The sequence below is a fragment of the Rhizobium mesosinicum genome (assembly GCF_019511345.1).
GTDB classification, from domain to species: Bacteria; Pseudomonadota; Alphaproteobacteria; order Rhizobiales; family Rhizobiaceae; genus Rhizobium; species Rhizobium mesosinicum.
This window is the reverse complement of sequence record NZ_JAEUAK010000002.1, coordinates 453,568-468,538: the sequence shown is the minus strand read 5'-3', so window position 1 is coordinate 468,538 and position 14,971 is coordinate 453,568. Positions and strand designations below refer to the sequence as shown.

The 14,971-nt window shown below is 61.4% G+C and carries 12 protein-coding genes; 5 read left to right on the top strand and 7 right to left on the bottom strand.

The genetic code is table 11. The features are described 5' to 3' along the window. The 6 genes from JNB85_RS06240 to ubiE form a co-directional block, all read right to left on the bottom strand. Entirely contained in the window at positions 1-1,098 is a 1,098-nt protein-coding gene (locus tag JNB85_RS06240) for a DUF917 domain-containing protein (protein WP_220333491.1), read from the bottom strand. Then, positions 1,079-2,359 carry a Zn-dependent hydrolase gene (locus JNB85_RS06235; RefSeq protein ID WP_220333490.1) on the bottom strand — a complete coding sequence of 427 codons (1,281 nt, stop codon included), beginning with the start codon at positions 2,357-2,359 and terminating at the stop codon, positions 1,079-1,081. The genes JNB85_RS06240 and JNB85_RS06235 overlap by 20 nt, the downstream gene beginning before the upstream one ends. Then, positions 2,356-3,723 carry a dihydroorotase gene (locus tag JNB85_RS06230; RefSeq protein ID WP_220333489.1) on the bottom strand — a complete coding sequence of 456 codons (1,368 nt, stop codon included), beginning with the start codon at positions 3,721-3,723 and terminating at the stop codon, positions 2,356-2,358. The genes JNB85_RS06235 and JNB85_RS06230 overlap by 4 nt, the downstream gene beginning before the upstream one ends. Before the next feature lie 28 nt (positions 3,724-3,751). Further along, the gene (locus JNB85_RS06225; protein WP_220333488.1) at positions 3,752-5,335 is read right to left on the bottom strand and encodes an aromatic amino acid lyase; all 1,584 of its coding nucleotides are present in this window, start codon (positions 5,333-5,335) and stop codon (positions 3,752-3,754) included. 92 nt (positions 5,336-5,427) lie between these two features. Beyond that, positions 5,428-7,002: a 2-polyprenylphenol 6-hydroxylase gene (gene ubiB, locus JNB85_RS06220; RefSeq protein ID WP_220333487.1), complete on the bottom strand. Its 1,575-nt coding sequence runs from the start codon at positions 7,000-7,002 to the stop codon at positions 5,428-5,430. 5 nt (positions 7,003-7,007) lie between these two features. After that, positions 7,008-7,784, bottom strand: coding sequence for a bifunctional demethylmenaquinone methyltransferase/2-methoxy-6-polyprenyl-1,4-benzoquinol methylase UbiE (gene ubiE, locus JNB85_RS06215; RefSeq protein ID WP_183746082.1), 777 nt, complete (start codon positions 7,782-7,784; stop codon positions 7,008-7,010). 153 nt (positions 7,785-7,937) lie between these two features. Between ubiE and mutM the strand changes: the two genes are divergently transcribed. The 5 genes from mutM (at position 7,938) to JNB85_RS06190 (ending at position 13,709) form a co-directional block, all read left to right on the top strand. Then, the gene (mutM, locus tag JNB85_RS06210) at positions 7,938-8,828 is read left to right on the top strand and encodes a bifunctional DNA-formamidopyrimidine glycosylase/DNA-(apurinic or apyrimidinic site) lyase (RefSeq protein WP_220333486.1); all 891 of its coding nucleotides are present in this window, start codon (positions 7,938-7,940) and stop codon (positions 8,826-8,828) included. 9 nt (positions 8,829-8,837) lie between these two features. After that, entirely contained in the window at positions 8,838-9,611 is a 774-nt protein-coding gene (locus JNB85_RS06205; RefSeq protein ID WP_220333485.1) for an enoyl-CoA hydratase, read from the top strand. Positions 9,612-9,805: 194 nt separating this feature from the next. Further along, complete coding sequence (rpsT, locus tag JNB85_RS06200; protein ID WP_007814867.1) at positions 9,806-10,084, top strand: 30S ribosomal protein S20; 279 nt, start codon at positions 9,806-9,808, stop codon at positions 10,082-10,084. 858 nt (positions 10,085-10,942) lie between these two features. Continuing rightward, a complete protein-coding gene (dnaA, locus tag JNB85_RS06195; protein ID WP_220333484.1) occupies positions 10,943-12,496 on the top strand; it encodes a chromosomal replication initiator protein DnaA in 1,554 nt (517 codons plus the stop codon). A gap of 130 nt (positions 12,497-12,626) precedes the next feature. Next, positions 12,627-13,709, top strand: coding sequence for a saccharopine dehydrogenase family protein (locus JNB85_RS06190; protein WP_220333483.1), 1,083 nt, complete (start codon positions 12,627-12,629; stop codon positions 13,707-13,709). A 287-nt stretch (positions 13,710-13,996) separates the two neighbouring features. Here JNB85_RS06190 and gcvA read toward each other — a convergent pair whose 3' ends face one another. After that, positions 13,997-14,881 (bottom strand): transcriptional regulator GcvA, encoded by an 885-nt coding sequence (gcvA, locus tag JNB85_RS06185; RefSeq protein WP_220333482.1) that lies wholly within the window; start codon positions 14,879-14,881, stop codon positions 13,997-13,999. Between the last annotated feature and the right edge of the window lie 90 nt (positions 14,882-14,971).

Below are 14,971 nucleotides of genomic sequence, written 5' to 3'. Positions count from 1 at the left end.
TCAAGCCCTCGTCTCCAGTGCATAGCGTGCTATCTCGATACCCATCGCCTTTTCGACAGGCGGATAGACGGTCGGATCGAGCACGCTGGCCGACAGCGGAATGATGTCCTTCGGCACGTGCAGGATAAAGACGTGCATGCCGCCCTTGAGCTGCCCGACGGAGAGCGGCTCGCCCTCCTCGGAGAGCGTGGTTATGACCGCCGGGAAGGTTGCGACGCGCCTGCCGTCGGCATCGTCGACAGCCATGTATTCGTTCATCACATGCAGTGTCACGGCCTTGTCGCTAGCGCCGACCGTGATCGTGCCGATGTCGAAGGCCTCCTTGGTGTAGACGACATCCTTCTTGGTGATCGTGCCCTCGGCCAGGATATGGCCGCCTGTCGTCTTGCAGATCGCATCGATGATCGCCGAACCGCCGCGCTTTTCCGCTTCGATGATCGCCTCGCCGAGCTTCAGCGCCATGGAGATGCCGCCGAGTGCGGCATTCCTGCGGACATATGAGGCCCGAAGCGGATTGCGGCAACTGGCGATGAAGCCGCCGGACTGGTCCGCCGCCGCCCGCAGCACCGGAGAAATCTTCGCCGTTGCGCCCTTGACGACCAACTCGATATAGCGGTCTTCAGCCCGGTTGCCGCCAACGGCCGTCTGGATCATCTGTTCCGGCGAACCTGCCATACCGATCGATCCCATGTCGCCGGTCGGATGGGCGCGGATATCGCCAACGGCATCCACGACCTTGGTGCCGAGGATGGCCGAAGGCAGCCAGCCGTTCAGCGTCGAAGACTTGCCGTTCTGGCCGATGATGAGGCCTGACAGCTTTTCGCCAAGCGCCTCCTGGAGAAGCTGCACGGACTTCACATAGTCTATGCCTTGCATTTCCCAGGGCGTGGTGGACGCCGGTGCGCCGATCGCCGCTGCCGTGGCGATCCAGTCGTTGTCGCTGAGTTCCTCGATGGAGACGAGTTCCGGCTTGCCGACATTGACGGCAGCATAACCGAGCATGCGGCCGTGATCGGCCCAGCCGCCGCCGCCGGCCGCATAGACTGAACCGCCCTTGACGGCGGCCTCCACGTCCTTCTCAACCAGTATGCGTCCCATTATCCTTCTCCGTCGTAAGTGTCCTGTCCATCTCGCGCACCGCCTCGAAAAGCACGGCAGCGCCGAGTGCTATATCGTCGTTTTCAGCCCATTCATCCGGCGAGTGGCTGCGGCCCTCCCTGCAAGGCACGAAGATCATCGCAGCTGGCGCAACCCGGGCGATCCAGGCCGTATCGTGGCCCGCACCCGAGGCCATGAAGCGGTGTTTGGCACCGACGGTCTCGCAGGCCCGTTCCAAAATCGAAAGCAGGCTCCCATCGCTCGGTGTGGGGAAATTGTCGGAGATGCGGTTGGGCGGTGCGATCGTCACACCAAAGGCCAAAGCGAGCTTTTCCGTATGGCCGTCCAGCCAGCGGCAAAAGGCCTCCATGTCCGCGCGGATTTCGGCGCGCCCGTCGATCAGCAATACAACACGCGACGGCACGACATTGGCGGCATTCGGCTCGATGCGAAACTCGCCGACAGTCGCTGCAAAATGGCCGGGCGTCTTGGCAAGCTCGCTTGCGGCATTGCGGACATCGAGCACGATCTGCGCAGCGGCTACCAGCGCATCGGCGCGCGAATCCATCGGCGTCGTGCCGGCATGGTCGGCGCGGCCCTCGACGGTGATCTCGATGCGGGTGATGCCCGAGATCGCCGTGACGATACCGATATCCTTGCGCTCGTTTTCGAGAACAGGACCCTGCTCGATATGCAGTTCGAGGAAACCGGCAATATCCGGCTTGTTCTCATGGGTCAGGACGCCTGGCGATCCCCCGACCTCGGCGATCGCCTCTCCGAGCTCCCGACCATCGACGCTGCGAGACAGCCATGCCTGCGGCAATTGCCCGGTCAGGCCGCGGCTGCCGATGCAGGAAACGCCGAAGATGCTGACCTCCTCGGCCAGAAAATCGACAATCTCCAGATCATGGTCGAGATGGATCTCCTGTTCACGCAGCGCCCGCGCCACTTCGAGCGCCGCAGCGACGCCGGCAACGCCGTCGAAGCGCCCACCGTCGGGCACAGTGTCGGAATGGGAGCCGAGCATGATAATGCCCGAGCCAGGCTTTGCGCCTTCGCGCCGGCCGATGAGATTGCCTGATGCGTCGATGCGGGTATCGAGGCCGATCGCCCGCATGCGAGCCTCAAGATAGGCGCGGCCTTCGAGGAAAAGCGGTGAAAATGCCCGTCGCGTCCACGGATGCCCCGGCTCGGTGATGGCGGAAAGAGCTTCGATATCGGCGGAAATCCGGCCGGGGTTGACGGGCAGGTTGCGGCTCATGCCAGCACCTGTCGTGGAAGCGGGCGCACGAAACGACCGGCGCCGGGCTCGGCCAGGACCTTCGATCCTTCGGTGATCTTTTCACCGCGCAGCCAGGCTGCCGAAACCGTCCACGGCAGGCGGATACCGTTATAAGGGCTCCAGCCGATGACATTGTTGCCGCTCGCTGAAGCGTCATAGACCGCCTCATTGGGTTCCAGCACGACGATGTCGGCATCCTTGCCCGATCCCAGCGCGCCCTTGATATGGTCCAGGCGGAAATGTTTTGCCGGATTTTCGGCCATCAGCTTTGCCGCCCAGGTCAGGGGAATGCCGCGCTCCAAGGCGCCCTTGACGAAGAGCGGTACCATAACCTCGAGTCCAGGGACGCCAGACGCATTCGCAAGCATGTCGGGATTGGTCTTGCGATTTTCCGACCAGCTCACGTGATCGGTCGAAACCAGCCAGACATTGCCTTCGGCGACCTTGCGCCAGAGCGTCTCGACTTCGGCGCGCGGTCGCACCGGCGGATTGATCTTCGCCTTGCCGCCAAGCCGCTTCACGTCGTTTTCTTCATCGAGCGTCAGGTAATGAATGCAACATTCCACCGTCGCTTCGAAGCCGTCGCGGCGATAGGCCCGCGCGATGTCGTAACCGCGTCCGAGCGAGCAATGCACGACATGGGACGGGCAGCCGGTATTGGCACCGGTCTCGAAGATCGTGTGCATGGCAAGCAGCTCGGTGATCGGCGGGCGCGACAGGCCATGGGCGCGCCAGTCGGTAACGCCGCTTGCCTTCACCTGCTCCATATAGGTGCGGACCGCCTCGTCATCCTCGTTGTGCACACCAGCCGTCAGACCGGTTGGGGCGATGGCCGCAAAACAGGCTTCGAGAAGGGCGGGCGGAATGCGCGGGAAGCGTTTGGGATCGGTGCCGAAGGTAGAAAACTTGAAGGCGGCAACGCCTGCCGCCACCATCTCGGCGATGCGGGCAGCACCCTCCGCGGGATCGACCGTGCCGTAGAGGGCAAAATCGACGCGCGCCTGCGGGCCGGCATGATCGACCTTCTTCTTCACCGCTTCGGCTGAGCAGACGAGATTGCCTTCGTCATAAGGCATGTCGACGATGGTGGTGACGCCGCCGGCAGCGGCCGAGCGCGTCGACCAGATGAAATCCTCCTGGTCCTTCTGGGAAAGCGAGTGGACCTGCGCATCGATAGCGCCCGGCAGGATCAGTGCCTCGCCGAGCAGGTGCCGTTCTTTGGCCGCCGGCGGCACGCCGATACCGACTTCAGCGATCTTTCCGTCGTAAACGGCCACATAGCCGCCCTCGACAATACGCTCCGGCAACACCACTGTGCCCTGCAGAACAAGATCGAAATCCATGCCGCGTCTCCCTCGGTAGGTTCGAAATTCAGATGATGACTGTTTCCTGCGTCAGTCGCTCCTCGATGCGCTCGAGCGACCCGAGTGCAAAGAAATCATCAAAGGAGGCGATCGGCACCCGCTCGATCAGCTTGGAGAGAAACGCATCCGAGCCGAGTTCCTCTTCGATCGCCTCGACCTCGGCCGAAAGCGGCCGATCGACCGTATAGAAGTCCGCATGTTTACGCACGACCTCATAGAGCATGCCGGCAACGCCTTTCGGCGTGTCGCCGATAATATCGATCGCCTGTGCCGAAAGCAGGGCTTCCAATGCGGCGAGACGCTTCAGCGCTCGCATCTGCCGGTCGAAACGTTCGATGACGAGCGGCAGAAAGGCTGCCTCATCCTCAAGACCGGCCGCAACGACGAGCGATTGCGCCGAAACCGGGTTCGACATGGAAAGTACGCGCGAGAAAATCTCCCCTGCAAGCTTGATGATCGGTCCGAAGCCGGTCGCGATGCGGCCGGGGGGCACGAGATTGACCGGCAGGCCACGCCGCTGTCCGTTGCCGAGCAGGACACAGCGGTTGAAGGCGTTTCGCGCCGCATGTGCCATGCAGAGTGCCGCCGATTCCAGCAGAATGGTCACGTCGAGGGGCAGGGAGCCTCCCGATGTCATCACCCGTCCTTCGACGACGACGGGATTGTCGTCGGAGCGACCCGTCGCGGCCAGAATCTTGTGGCCCGTCGAAAGCAGGTTTTCGATAACGGCGCCGAATACCTGGGCGATCATGCGCAGGCTGAGCGCATCCTGCACATGGGTTGCGACCGGCCATTCCCATTCGTCCGAAGCATTGCACAGCCAGGCGCCGATCAGCGCTTCCCGTGCCGTGCCGACATGACGCACGGCACGCCAGGGATCGCGCGAAGCGCCAAGCGCGCCAGACGCCATCATGCCTGTGGCAAGCAGGATGCGGATCGAGGCCGCGGCATTGCGCGTCGTCTCGGCGGCAGCGGCAAAACTGACGGCATTGACACTGAGTGAGGCGAGGCTGTCGCGCGGCGCCATTTTTACCGGCTCCATGCCGGCGGCCCGGAAGGCTTCGGCGGCCTGCATGCGGTTGCCGCGATAGATCGCCTCGCCGACGCCCGTCAGCACTGCGCCGATCTGGCCCATCAAGCCGATATCGGCGCAGCCGATCGAGCCAGTGCGGCGCACGACCGGAATGACGTCCGCCTTCAGCATCCGCATATAGGCGTCGATGAGGTCAGGGGTGCAGCCGACCTGGCCGGTCAGCGCCGTGTTGACGCGCATCGCCATCGCATTGCGTACGACATTGCAGGAAAAAGGTGTGCCGGTTCCGAAGTGGTGGGCGCGCACGAGACCGAGGTTGAAAGCGTCGAGATCTTCCGGTGACCATTCGACATCCTTCATGGCGCCGACGCCTGTCGTCGCCCCGTAGACCGGCATACCGGATTCGATGGCATCCTCGACAATCGTGCGCGCGATCTTTACGCGCTGCATGCCGATCGCCGAGGCTGAAAGCGCAACCTTGCCGGACCCGATCCTCACCATCTCGGCAAAGCTGAATGGCTGGCCGCTCAGTTCTATTCCCGGCCGTTCGTGCTTCATGTGCTCATCTCCATAGAGGCGAGACTAAGCGAGCCTCATCTCTGACGGGATATCCCAAATGCCGAACACATCATGCTTTTGTTGGCGTCCCATCAACTCAGTATCCAGGCAATATAGAGAAGCGTGAGCGCAATGATCCAGAGTGCCACTTTCGCAGAGCGGTTATGGCGTGCTTCCGCCTTGCCTATGGCCTCGGCGGTCTGTTCGTCGAAGCGCAACCCGTGTTCGCTCATATGAAGAAGCTGATGGTGGAATTTCTCGGTCTGGGCGGCAATCTCGGGCGCGGCTTCGGCAAGCTTCACGGCCGCCTTCAGCCCGTCTTTGAGATCGGTGACGATGCGCTTCGGGCCGAGATTGTTCTTGATCCAGTCGCCGACAACGGGCTCGGAGGCCTTCCACATATTGAAACGCGGATTGAGCATACGCGAGACGCCTTCGACGACGACCATCGTCTTCTGCAGCATCACGAGCTCGGGCCGCGTCTGCATGTCGAAAAGCTCAGTCACCTCGAAAAGCAGCGTCAGGAGTTTGCCCATGGAGATGGTTTCGGCCGGCTGGCCATGGATCGGCTCGCCGATCGCGCGGATCGCCTGGGCAAAGCTCTCGACATTGTGGTGGCCAGGTACATAACCTGCCTCGAAATGCACTTCCGCCACCCGGATATAGTCCCGGGTAATGAAGCCGTAGAGGATCTCGGCAAGGAAGCGGCGCTCCTTCTTCCCGAGACGCCCGACAATGCCCATGTCGACGGCAACGATCATGCCGTCGGAATCGACGAAGAGATTGCCCGGATGCATGTCGGCATGGAAGAAGCCGTCGCGCAGCGTATGTCGTAGGAAGGACTGGATCAGCGTGTCCGCAAGCTCGTTGAGATCGTGGCCGGCGGCACGCAGGCCTTCGACATCGGACATTTTGACGCCGTCGATCCACTCCATGGTAATGACGTCGCGGCCGGTGCGTTCCCAGTCCACCTTCGGCACGCGGAAGCCCGGATCCTTTTCGGTATTCTCGGCAATCTCGGAAAGGGCGGCCGCCTCAAGGCGCAGGTCCATCTCCACCTTGGTGGTCTGTTCCAGCGTTTTCGTCACCTCCACCGGCCGCAGGCGTCTGCTGGCCGGCATCAAGCGTTCCTGCATATGGGCGACGAGATACATCGCCTCGATATCATGGGCAAACCGCGACCGGACACCGGGTCGCACGACCTTCACGGCAACCTTCTTGGGTCCTGTCGGCGTATCGACCTCCGCCGGATGCACCTGCGCAATGGAAGCCGCTGCAATCGGATCGCCGAAGCTCGCGTAGAGATCGGCCATCGATCGTCCTAGAGAGCCTTCGATATTCGCCTTGGCCGCTGCCGCAGGGAAGAAGGCCATCCGGTCCTGAAGCTGCGACAGGTCGTCGGCGAACTCGACGCCGACGACATCAGGACGCGTCGCGAGGAATTGACCGATCTTTACATAGGACGGCCCAAGCCGCTCGACGGCTTTCGCCAATCGGTCGCTGCGCTTCTGATATTTGCTGCGACTGCGGGCGAACATCCCGACGAAGGATTTCGCCAGACTGACGGATGGCGGCAGGCCCTCCGAAGGCAGCGCCGAAATGACGCCCTCGCGCACCAAAATCCAGCCGACCCTTGCGAGCCTGAAATATGCCCCGAAAGCACTCATGCGGATCAGAGCTTCCAGCCGGAATGCAGCGCTGCGATGCCGCCGGTATAATTCGTGTATGTCACGCGCGAGAAGCCGGCCGTCCGGATCATTGCCGCGAAATTCTCCTGGTTCGGGAACTTGCGGATCGATTCCACCAGATACTGGTAAGGCTCGGCATCACCGGTGATCGCCTTGCCGAATTTCGGAATGGCATTGAACGACCAGGCATCATAGACCTTGTCGAGAACCGGTAGCTCCACTTCCGAAAATTCGAGCACCAGCAGACGGCCGCCCCGCTTCAGCACGCGATAGGCCTCCGAGAGAGCGACCTCGATTCGCGGCACGTTGCGGATGCCGAAGGCGATCGTATAGGCATCGAAACTGTTCGCCTCGAAAGGAAGGTCCTCGGCATTGGCTTCCACGAAGGTGATGTTGTCGGAAAGCTTCTTCTTTTCCGCCCGCTCGGCGCCGACACCGAGCATCGAGCCGTTGATGTCGAGCACGGTCGCATGCGCCTGGCGGTTCGATGCTTCGACGATGCGGAAGGCGATATCACCTGTGCCGCCGGCAACGTCGAGCACCTTGTAGCCGGGCTCCTTGCGCGGGTTCAGAGCGGCAATCATGGCGTCTTTCCAGACGCGGTGCATGCCCATGGACATGACGTCGTTCATAATGTCATAGCGCTTGGCGACCTTGTGGAAGACCTCGTTGACGAGGCCCTGCTTCTCACCGGTCGGCACCTCGCGGAAGCCGTAGGATGTTTCCATGCCGCCATCGGCGGAGGTCCGGCTGTCTGGCATCAAGCTACTCCGTTCACATCAAGAATTCGGCGCGGCGACCATAGCGAAAGTGTGGCGGCGGCGCTATCTGTGGGCCACGGTCCGCCCGCGGCACGTTGGCGCTATAGCGCACATCGCAGGCGGTTGAAACACGTTAGACATAGATGGGTTAAGATGCCGGAATTGCCAGAAGTCGAAACGGTGAAGCGCGGCCTGACGCCGGCAATGGAAGGGGCGCGCATCGAAAGACTGGAACTGCGCCGCGGCGACCTGCGGTTTCCTTTCCCCCAGGATTTCGAAGCCCAGGTCTCCGGCCGCACGATCATCGGCCTCGGGCGGCGGGCCAAGTACCTGCTGATCGATCTCGACAGCGGCAAGACGATCATTTCTCATCTCGGCATGTCCGGCTCTTTCAGGATCGAGCAGGGGCAGCTATCCGCCACGCCGGGCGATTTTCACCACGTGCGTTCAAAGGATGAGAAGCACGATCACGCCATCTTCCATCTGGATGGCGAGGGCGGCCCGCGCCGCGTCATCTACAATGATCCGCGCCGCTTCGGCTTCATGGACATTGCCGACCGCTCTGAACTCGACGCCAGCCCCTTTCTGTTCGGCCTGGGGCCGGAGCCGACAGGCAATGAGCTGTCGGCCGCCTATCTGGCCGAACGTTTCCAAGGCAAGGCGCAGCCGCTGAAGAGCGCGTTGCTCGACCAGAAGACCATCGCAGGGCTCGGCAATATATACGTCTGCGAGGCGCTCTGGCGGGCGCATCTGTTGCCGACGCGCACAGCCGGCGCGCTGGTGACGAAGACGGGCAAGCCGAAGGAGGCGCTGAACCTGCTTGTGACCTCGATCCGCGATGTCATCGCCGATGCGATCGCCGCCGGCGGATCGTCGCTGCGCGATCATATCCAGACGGATGGTTCGCTCGGCTACTTCCAGCATTCCTTTTCCGTCTATGATCGTGAAGGTCTTGCTTGCCGCACACCGGGCTGTGGCGGTACGGTCTCGCGCATCGTGCAGGCTGGCCGTTCCACCTTCTATTGTTCCGCCTGCCAGAAATAGGAGAGCGCCATGGCCTATGAAACACTTCTTGTCGAAACCCGCGGCAATGTCGGCCTCATCACGTTGAACCGGCCGCAGGCGCTGAATGCGTTGAATTCAACCGTGCTCAAGGAATTGAAGCAGGCCTATGCGGCCTTTCATATCGATGACGGTATCGGCGCGATCGTGCTGACCGGCTCCGAGCGGGCCTTTGCCGCCGGCGCCGATATCAAGGAAATGCAGCCGCTCGAATTCGCCGAGGTCTATAAGAACGATTTCATCAGCGGCTGGGACGAGATCGCCAAGGCCCGCAAGCCGATCATCGCCGCCGTCAGCGGCTTTGCGCTCGGTGGCGGCTGCGAGCTTGCCATGCTCTGCGATTTCATCATCGCCTCGGAGACGGCAAAGTTCGGCCAGCCGGAGATCACGCTGGGCGTCATTCCCGGCATCGGTGGTTCGCAGCGTCTGACGCGGGCGGTCGGCAAGGCCAAGGCGATGGACCTCATCCTGACCGGCCGGATGATGGATGCGGCGGAAGCCGAGCGCTCGGGACTCGTTTCACGTGTGGTGGTACCTGAACGGCTGCTGGACGAAGCGATGGAAGCGGCAACCAAGATCGCATCCCTGTCGCACCCATCGGTGCTGATGGCGAAGGAGGCGGTCAGCCGCGCCTTTGAGACGACGCTGGAAGAGGGGCTGCGTTTCGAGCGCCGTCTCTTCCAGAGCCTCTTTGCGACCGAGGATCAGAAAGAAGGCATGGCCGCCTTCATCGAGAAGCGCAAACCGGTCTTCAAGAACAGGTGAGCGGGCGGCGGCTGGAAAGGGGCTTTTCGTCGAAAATGCGCGTTGACGTGGCGCGGCTTTAGCGTTATATGCCCGCCCACGGTTCGGAAAGCCGCCTAGGTTTTCCACTAATGCTCCCGTATTGCTGAATTGAGTGGCCGCAGGGCCAGCGCGGCAATGGCGGAGTTTTGTTCGAATTCTTGAGAGAGGCATCCATGGCCAATACAACTTCGGCGAAAAAGGCGACCCGCAAGATCGCACGCCGCACCGCAGTCAACAAGGCTCGCCGTTCGCGCGTTCGCACCTACGTTCGCCAGGTCGAAGAGGCACTCGCCGCTGGTGATGCCGCCAAGGCGAAAGAAGCCTTCATCGCCGCCGAGCCCGAGTTGGCGCGCGCCGCAAGCAAGGGCGTTCTGCATGCCAATACGGCATCCCGCAAGGTTTCGCGCCTCGCTGCTCGTGTGAAGGCTCTTTCGGCTTCCGCGAACGCCTAAATATCTCATTAACGAATTGCTCGTTATGATTAGCCCGGTAATTTTACCGGGCTTTTTCGATTCCACCGCCTGCCACGAGTATGGTTAATCCGGAGACGATTTCGTGTCAGAGGCATGACAGGAAAAATTGTTTTAAAACAATGGTTTACGCAAGGATCTTTTTAGGGCTTGCGACTCTGGTCACCCAGCCCGTGGCCCTAAATGAGTCAAGCAGATTTTTTCTTTTTTCTTTTTATGCGTGTCCAAAATACCCCACTTGGGGAATCTCCTTGATTCAAAAGCGATTCTTTTTTGACGGTGGTGTGACGCCCTAAAAGGGCCGCCGGAGTCAATGGCCGCCTGTAAATTTTGCGTAAAATTCATCGTTGATCTTGCCTTTTGATCCTGCCTAAATGGCGTCCAGCAAAGGGCGCGGACATCACCTGCAGAAGTCAGTCCAAACTGCCACGTCGGCAGGATGATGGTACTGTGTCACTTGCGACGGAGCGGACAGCTTCCGTTTTCTCACGCACTCGACGGCATTGTACCGTGACGTGGCTGTCACGGGGCGGGGACGTTTTGTGCGCTCCGCGGCCGCACGTATTGCGCGAGGCCAGGAGAAGGGCAGGGGAAAGTGTAACATTGCGTTCGGGCTTGCGGGCGAAAAACGAGGATCGGCCGCCAGCCTGACATAGAGCGTTTAACGGTTGTCGCATGACCGCGACCGCCGCAGGGGCTCTGTGTCAGTCTCGAAAGGGACAGTGTTTGAGTGAACCGGCATGCCGGGCGGATCATGAGGATGCCGCCGGCTTTGTCAAAGCGGGGAATGATCGGGCGGCTGTCAACGAATGACCGCCCGAGGAAATGAAAGGCGGCATTATGCAGATGAATTCGATGACCACGGGTGCGCTGGATAACGGGGAAGCTGCACCGCAGTCTTTCGGTTCCATCGACCTGGGCGCAACGGAAGAAAAGGGCGAGATGAAGCATGGCGTTCTCTTCGACCGCGTCAGCGCGCGTCTGAAGGCACAAGTCGGCCCGGACGTCTACGCAAGCTGGTTCGCACGACTCAAGCTTCATTCGGTCTCCAAGAGTGTCGTTCGTCTCACCGTTCCCACGACCTTTCTGAAATCGTGGATCAACAATCGCTATCTCGATCTCATCGTCGGCCTGTTCCAGGCAGAAGATCCCGAAATCCTGAAGGTCGAGATTCTTGTGCGCACGGCAACGCGCACCGGCGTGAAGGCGCTGGACGAGGCAGTTGCCGTCGAGCCGGTGGCCCAGCCCACCCAGCTTCGCCGCCCGGCATCTGCCCAGCCGGCGGGGCAGATCGTTCAGCAGGCCGTTTCGGCCGCCGCTGCGGCGCGCCCGGCAAGTGTCGGTTCGCCGCTCTTCGGCTCGCCGCTGGATTCCCGCTTCACCTTCGACACCTTCGTTGAGGGCAGCTCCAACCGCGTGGCGCTCGCCGCCGCAAAGACCATTGCGGAAGCAGGTCAGGGCGCCGTGCGCTTCAACCCGCTCTTCCTTCATGCGACCGTCGGCCTCGGCAAGACCCATCTGCTGCAGGCGATCGCCAATGCTGCCGTGCAGAACCCGCGTGGCCTGCGCGTCGTCTATCTGACGGCCGAATACTTCATGTGGCGCTTCGCGACCGCGATCCGTGACAACGACGCGCTGACGCTGAAGGACTCGCTGCGCAACATCGATCTTCTGATTATCGACGACATGCAGTTCCTGCAGGGCAAGATGATCCAGCATGAGTTCTGCCACCTGTTGAACATGCTGCTCGACAGCGCCAAGCAGGTCGTCGTCGCAGCCGATCGTGCGCCGTGGGAGCTGGAATCGCTCGACCCGCGCGTCCGTTCGCGTTTGCAGGGCGGCGTGGCGATCGAGCTCGATGCCCCGGATTACGAGATGCGTCTTGAAATCCTCAAGCGCCGTTTGACGGCCGCACGCCTGGAGGATCCGTCCCTGGAAATACCGGCCGAGCTGCTGCAGCATGTCGCCCGCAACATCACTGCGAGCGGCCGCGAACTGGAAGGTGCCTTCAACCAGTTGATCTTCCGCCGCTCCTTTGAGCCGAACCTGTCGATCGAGCGCGTGGACGAGCTGCTGGCTCATCTCGTCGGTTCCGGCGAGCCGCGTCGTGTGCGTATCGAGGACATCCAGCGTATCGTCGCGCGTCACTACAACGTTTCGCGCCAGGAACTGGTCTCGAATCGCCGCACGCGCGTCATCGTCAAGCCGCGCCAGATCGCCATGTATCTGGCGAAGACGCTAACGCCACGCTCCTTCCCGGAGATCGGCCGCCGCTTCGGCGGACGCGATCACACAACGGTTTTGCACGCCGTACGCAAGATCGAGGAGTTGATCACGGGAGATACGAAGCTTTCCCATGAGATCGAGCTTCTGAAGCGCCTCATCAACGAATAAGCGGTGTACAATCATCGCGTTCCGGCAGCCGGGAGCAGTTCCGGCTGTTTTCTTTTATAAGCGTTTCATTCTATATAGCCCCCACGTGAAAAATACGCCGGTGAAGAACGTCGGCATTGGGAGGACATCAATGAGTTTCGAACGGGTTGCCGTGATCGGCCTGGGCAAGGTCGGACGGCTGGCGGCAACGCTTTTGCACGAGGGTGGCTTCGAGGTTATCGGTGTCGACGCGCAACTGCCCGTGGGTGACTTGCCGTTCAAATGCCGGGCTGGCGATATCACCGACGTCTCGGTCGTCGGCGAGCTGCTGTCGAGCGTCGAAGCGGTCCTGTCCTGCTTGCCCTATCATTTGAATATCGAGCTGGCGCGGGCTGCCCATCTCGCGGGCATTCACTACTTCGACCTGACCGAGGATGTACCGACTACCAATTTCATCATCGAGCTTTCCAAGACCGCCCGCGGACTGATGGCGCCGCAATGCGGCCTTGCGCCAGGCTTCGTCGGCATCGTCGGCGCAAGCCTTGCCGATGGCTTCGATCGCTGCCGCTCGATCCGCATGCGCGTCGGCGCTCTGCCGCAGCATCCGACCGGCCTTCTGGGCTATGCCTTCAACTGGTCGCCAGAGGGCGTGGTCAATGAATATCTGAACGACTGCGAGGTTATCGAGGGGGGCGTGCGCAAGCTTGTCTCACCGATGGAATGGCACGAGACGATCTATGTCGGCGGCGTCAAGCTAGAGGCCTTTACGACCTCCGGCGGCCTCGGGACCATGTGCGACACCATGCTGGGCAAGGTCGACAACCTCGACTACAAGACGATGCGTTATCCAGGTCACATGGAGCTGATGAATTTCTTCTTCCATGAGCTCCTGATGCGCGATCGCCGTCAGCTCGCCGGCGAAATCCTGACCAACGCCAAGCCGCCGGTCGATGACGACGTCGTCTATGTGCATGTCGCGGCTGAAGGCACGGTCAATGGCGCCCTGCGCCGCAAGGAGTTCGTTCGCGCGTACCGTCCGATCGAAATTGCCGGAGCCCGACGTACGGCAATCGCGTGGACGACCTCGGCATCGGTGGTTGCGGTCATCGAAATGGTCCGCGACGGCCTGCTGCCGGCCGGTGGCTTCCTGCATCAGGAACACATTCCGCTGGACATGTTCCTGAAGACACCGACGGGCAGCTTGTTCAAGGCGGGTGCCACAAGCAGAGATTAGAGCCTTTCCTGGTTAGATTGAAGCATTCTGTTGGCTCAAACGGAGTCGGATGGTCGACCCGGCCGGCGCGCGTCGTAGCCCATATCTACGGCCAAGCCGGCCGGCCGATCAGACGGCCCGTTTCAGCCAACCCCGGTGGTTTGCTTGCAAACCAGCTACGGCGGCGCATCTTTGCGCCATCAAAGGCGATCGGCTCGGACGTACCTGCAGGTATGCCCTTCGCCAATCGCCTTTGCCCTGACACAAACCTGCTCCGGCAGAATACTGTAATCTAACCAGGAACGGCTCTAGGCTTTCGCTTCTGAAAGCAGCCAGCGACGGAAGGCTGCGACCGCCGGGCGCTCCAGTGCTGTACCCGGATAAACCAGATGGTAGGCAAGCTTGCTCGTGAGTCCCAGTGGGAATGGCGCGACGAGGCGCCCTTCGGCAAGCTCCTTCTCAAGGAAGGAGCGGCGCATCAGCGCCACACCGAAACCCGATTTCATCGCCTCGAAGGCGCCGTTCCCGTCGCTGAAGATCGGGCCTCGGGAGGCATCCACCTTTGTGGCGCCCGCAGCGGCCAGCCAGAGCTGCCAGTCGCGGCGGTAGACGTCGTGGATGAGCTGGTATCCCGCGAGCTGATCGGGCGAAGGATCGGCGCCCAGCGCCGCCGCAATCGCAGGTATGCAGACCGGCACCAATTCGTCATCCACCAATCGCTCGCTGATTAATCCCTCATAACCGCCAAGCCCGTGGCGGATGGCGAGGTCGATGCCGTCGCGCTCGAAATCGAACATGCGATGGGAGGCGCTGATACGAACATCGATATCAGGATGCGTGTCCTCGAAGCGCTGAAGCCGCGGCAGCAGCCAGTGCGTTGCGAAACCTGCCGTACAGGTGAGCGTCAGCGCATTGCCGCGCCGCCGCGCAGTCAGCGAGGCCGTCGCCTCGCGCACCAGCTGGAAGGCGGTGCGCAGGGTGGCAAAATAATCCATGCCCTCCGCCGTCAGCAGAATTTGCCGGGTCCGCCGCTCGAACAGCGAAACGCCAAGTGAAGCTTCGAGATCGCGAATCTGCAGGCTGACGGCACCGGGTGTGACGTGCAGTTCGTGCGCGGCCTGCGTCATGCTGAGATGACGTGCGGTCGCCTCGAAGGCGCGCAGAGCCGATAGCGACGGCAGGGGATCGACCATGGTTTAGTTCAGCTCAATCATGCGAGGAGAAATGCTCGTTTGTCAGACGGCAAAGAATACTAATAAAAGACGATATGTCTGGCAAATTCA

Excerpts from the sequence above, each read along its gene's own strand:
- JNB85_RS06235 (WP_220333490.1), bottom strand. The coding sequence starts at position 2,359 with ATGAGCCGCAACCTGCCCGTCAACCCCGGCCGGATTTCCGCCGATATC.
- JNB85_RS06230 (WP_220333489.1), bottom strand. The coding sequence starts at position 3,723 with ATGGATTTCGATCTTGTTCTGCAGGGCACAGTGGTGTTGCCGGAGCGT.
- JNB85_RS06240 (WP_220333491.1), bottom strand. The coding sequence starts at position 1,098 with ATGGGACGCATACTGGTTGAGAAGGACGTGGAGGCCGCCGTCAAGGGC.
- mutM (WP_220333486.1), top strand. The coding sequence starts at position 7,938 with ATGCCGGAATTGCCAGAAGTCGAAACGGTGAAGCGCGGCCTGACGCCG.
- ubiE (WP_183746082.1), bottom strand. The coding sequence starts at position 7,784 with ATGCCAGACAGCCGGACCTCCGCCGATGGCGGCATGGAAACATCCTAC.
- JNB85_RS06190 (WP_220333483.1), top strand. The coding sequence starts at position 12,627 with ATGAGTTTCGAACGGGTTGCCGTGATCGGCCTGGGCAAGGTCGGACGG.
- dnaA (WP_220333484.1), top strand. The coding sequence starts at position 10,943 with ATGCAGATGAATTCGATGACCACGGGTGCGCTGGATAACGGGGAAGCT.
- JNB85_RS06205 (WP_220333485.1), top strand. The coding sequence starts at position 8,838 with ATGGCCTATGAAACACTTCTTGTCGAAACCCGCGGCAATGTCGGCCTC.
- ubiB (WP_220333487.1), bottom strand. The coding sequence starts at position 7,002 with ATGAGTGCTTTCGGGGCATATTTCAGGCTCGCAAGGGTCGGCTGGATT.
- rpsT (WP_007814867.1), top strand. The coding sequence starts at position 9,806 with ATGGCCAATACAACTTCGGCGAAAAAGGCGACCCGCAAGATCGCACGC.
- JNB85_RS06225 (WP_220333488.1), bottom strand. The coding sequence starts at position 5,335 with ATGAAGCACGAACGGCCGGGAATAGAACTGAGCGGCCAGCCATTCAGC.
- gcvA (WP_220333482.1), bottom strand. The coding sequence starts at position 14,881 with ATGGTCGATCCCCTGCCGTCGCTATCGGCTCTGCGCGCCTTCGAGGCG.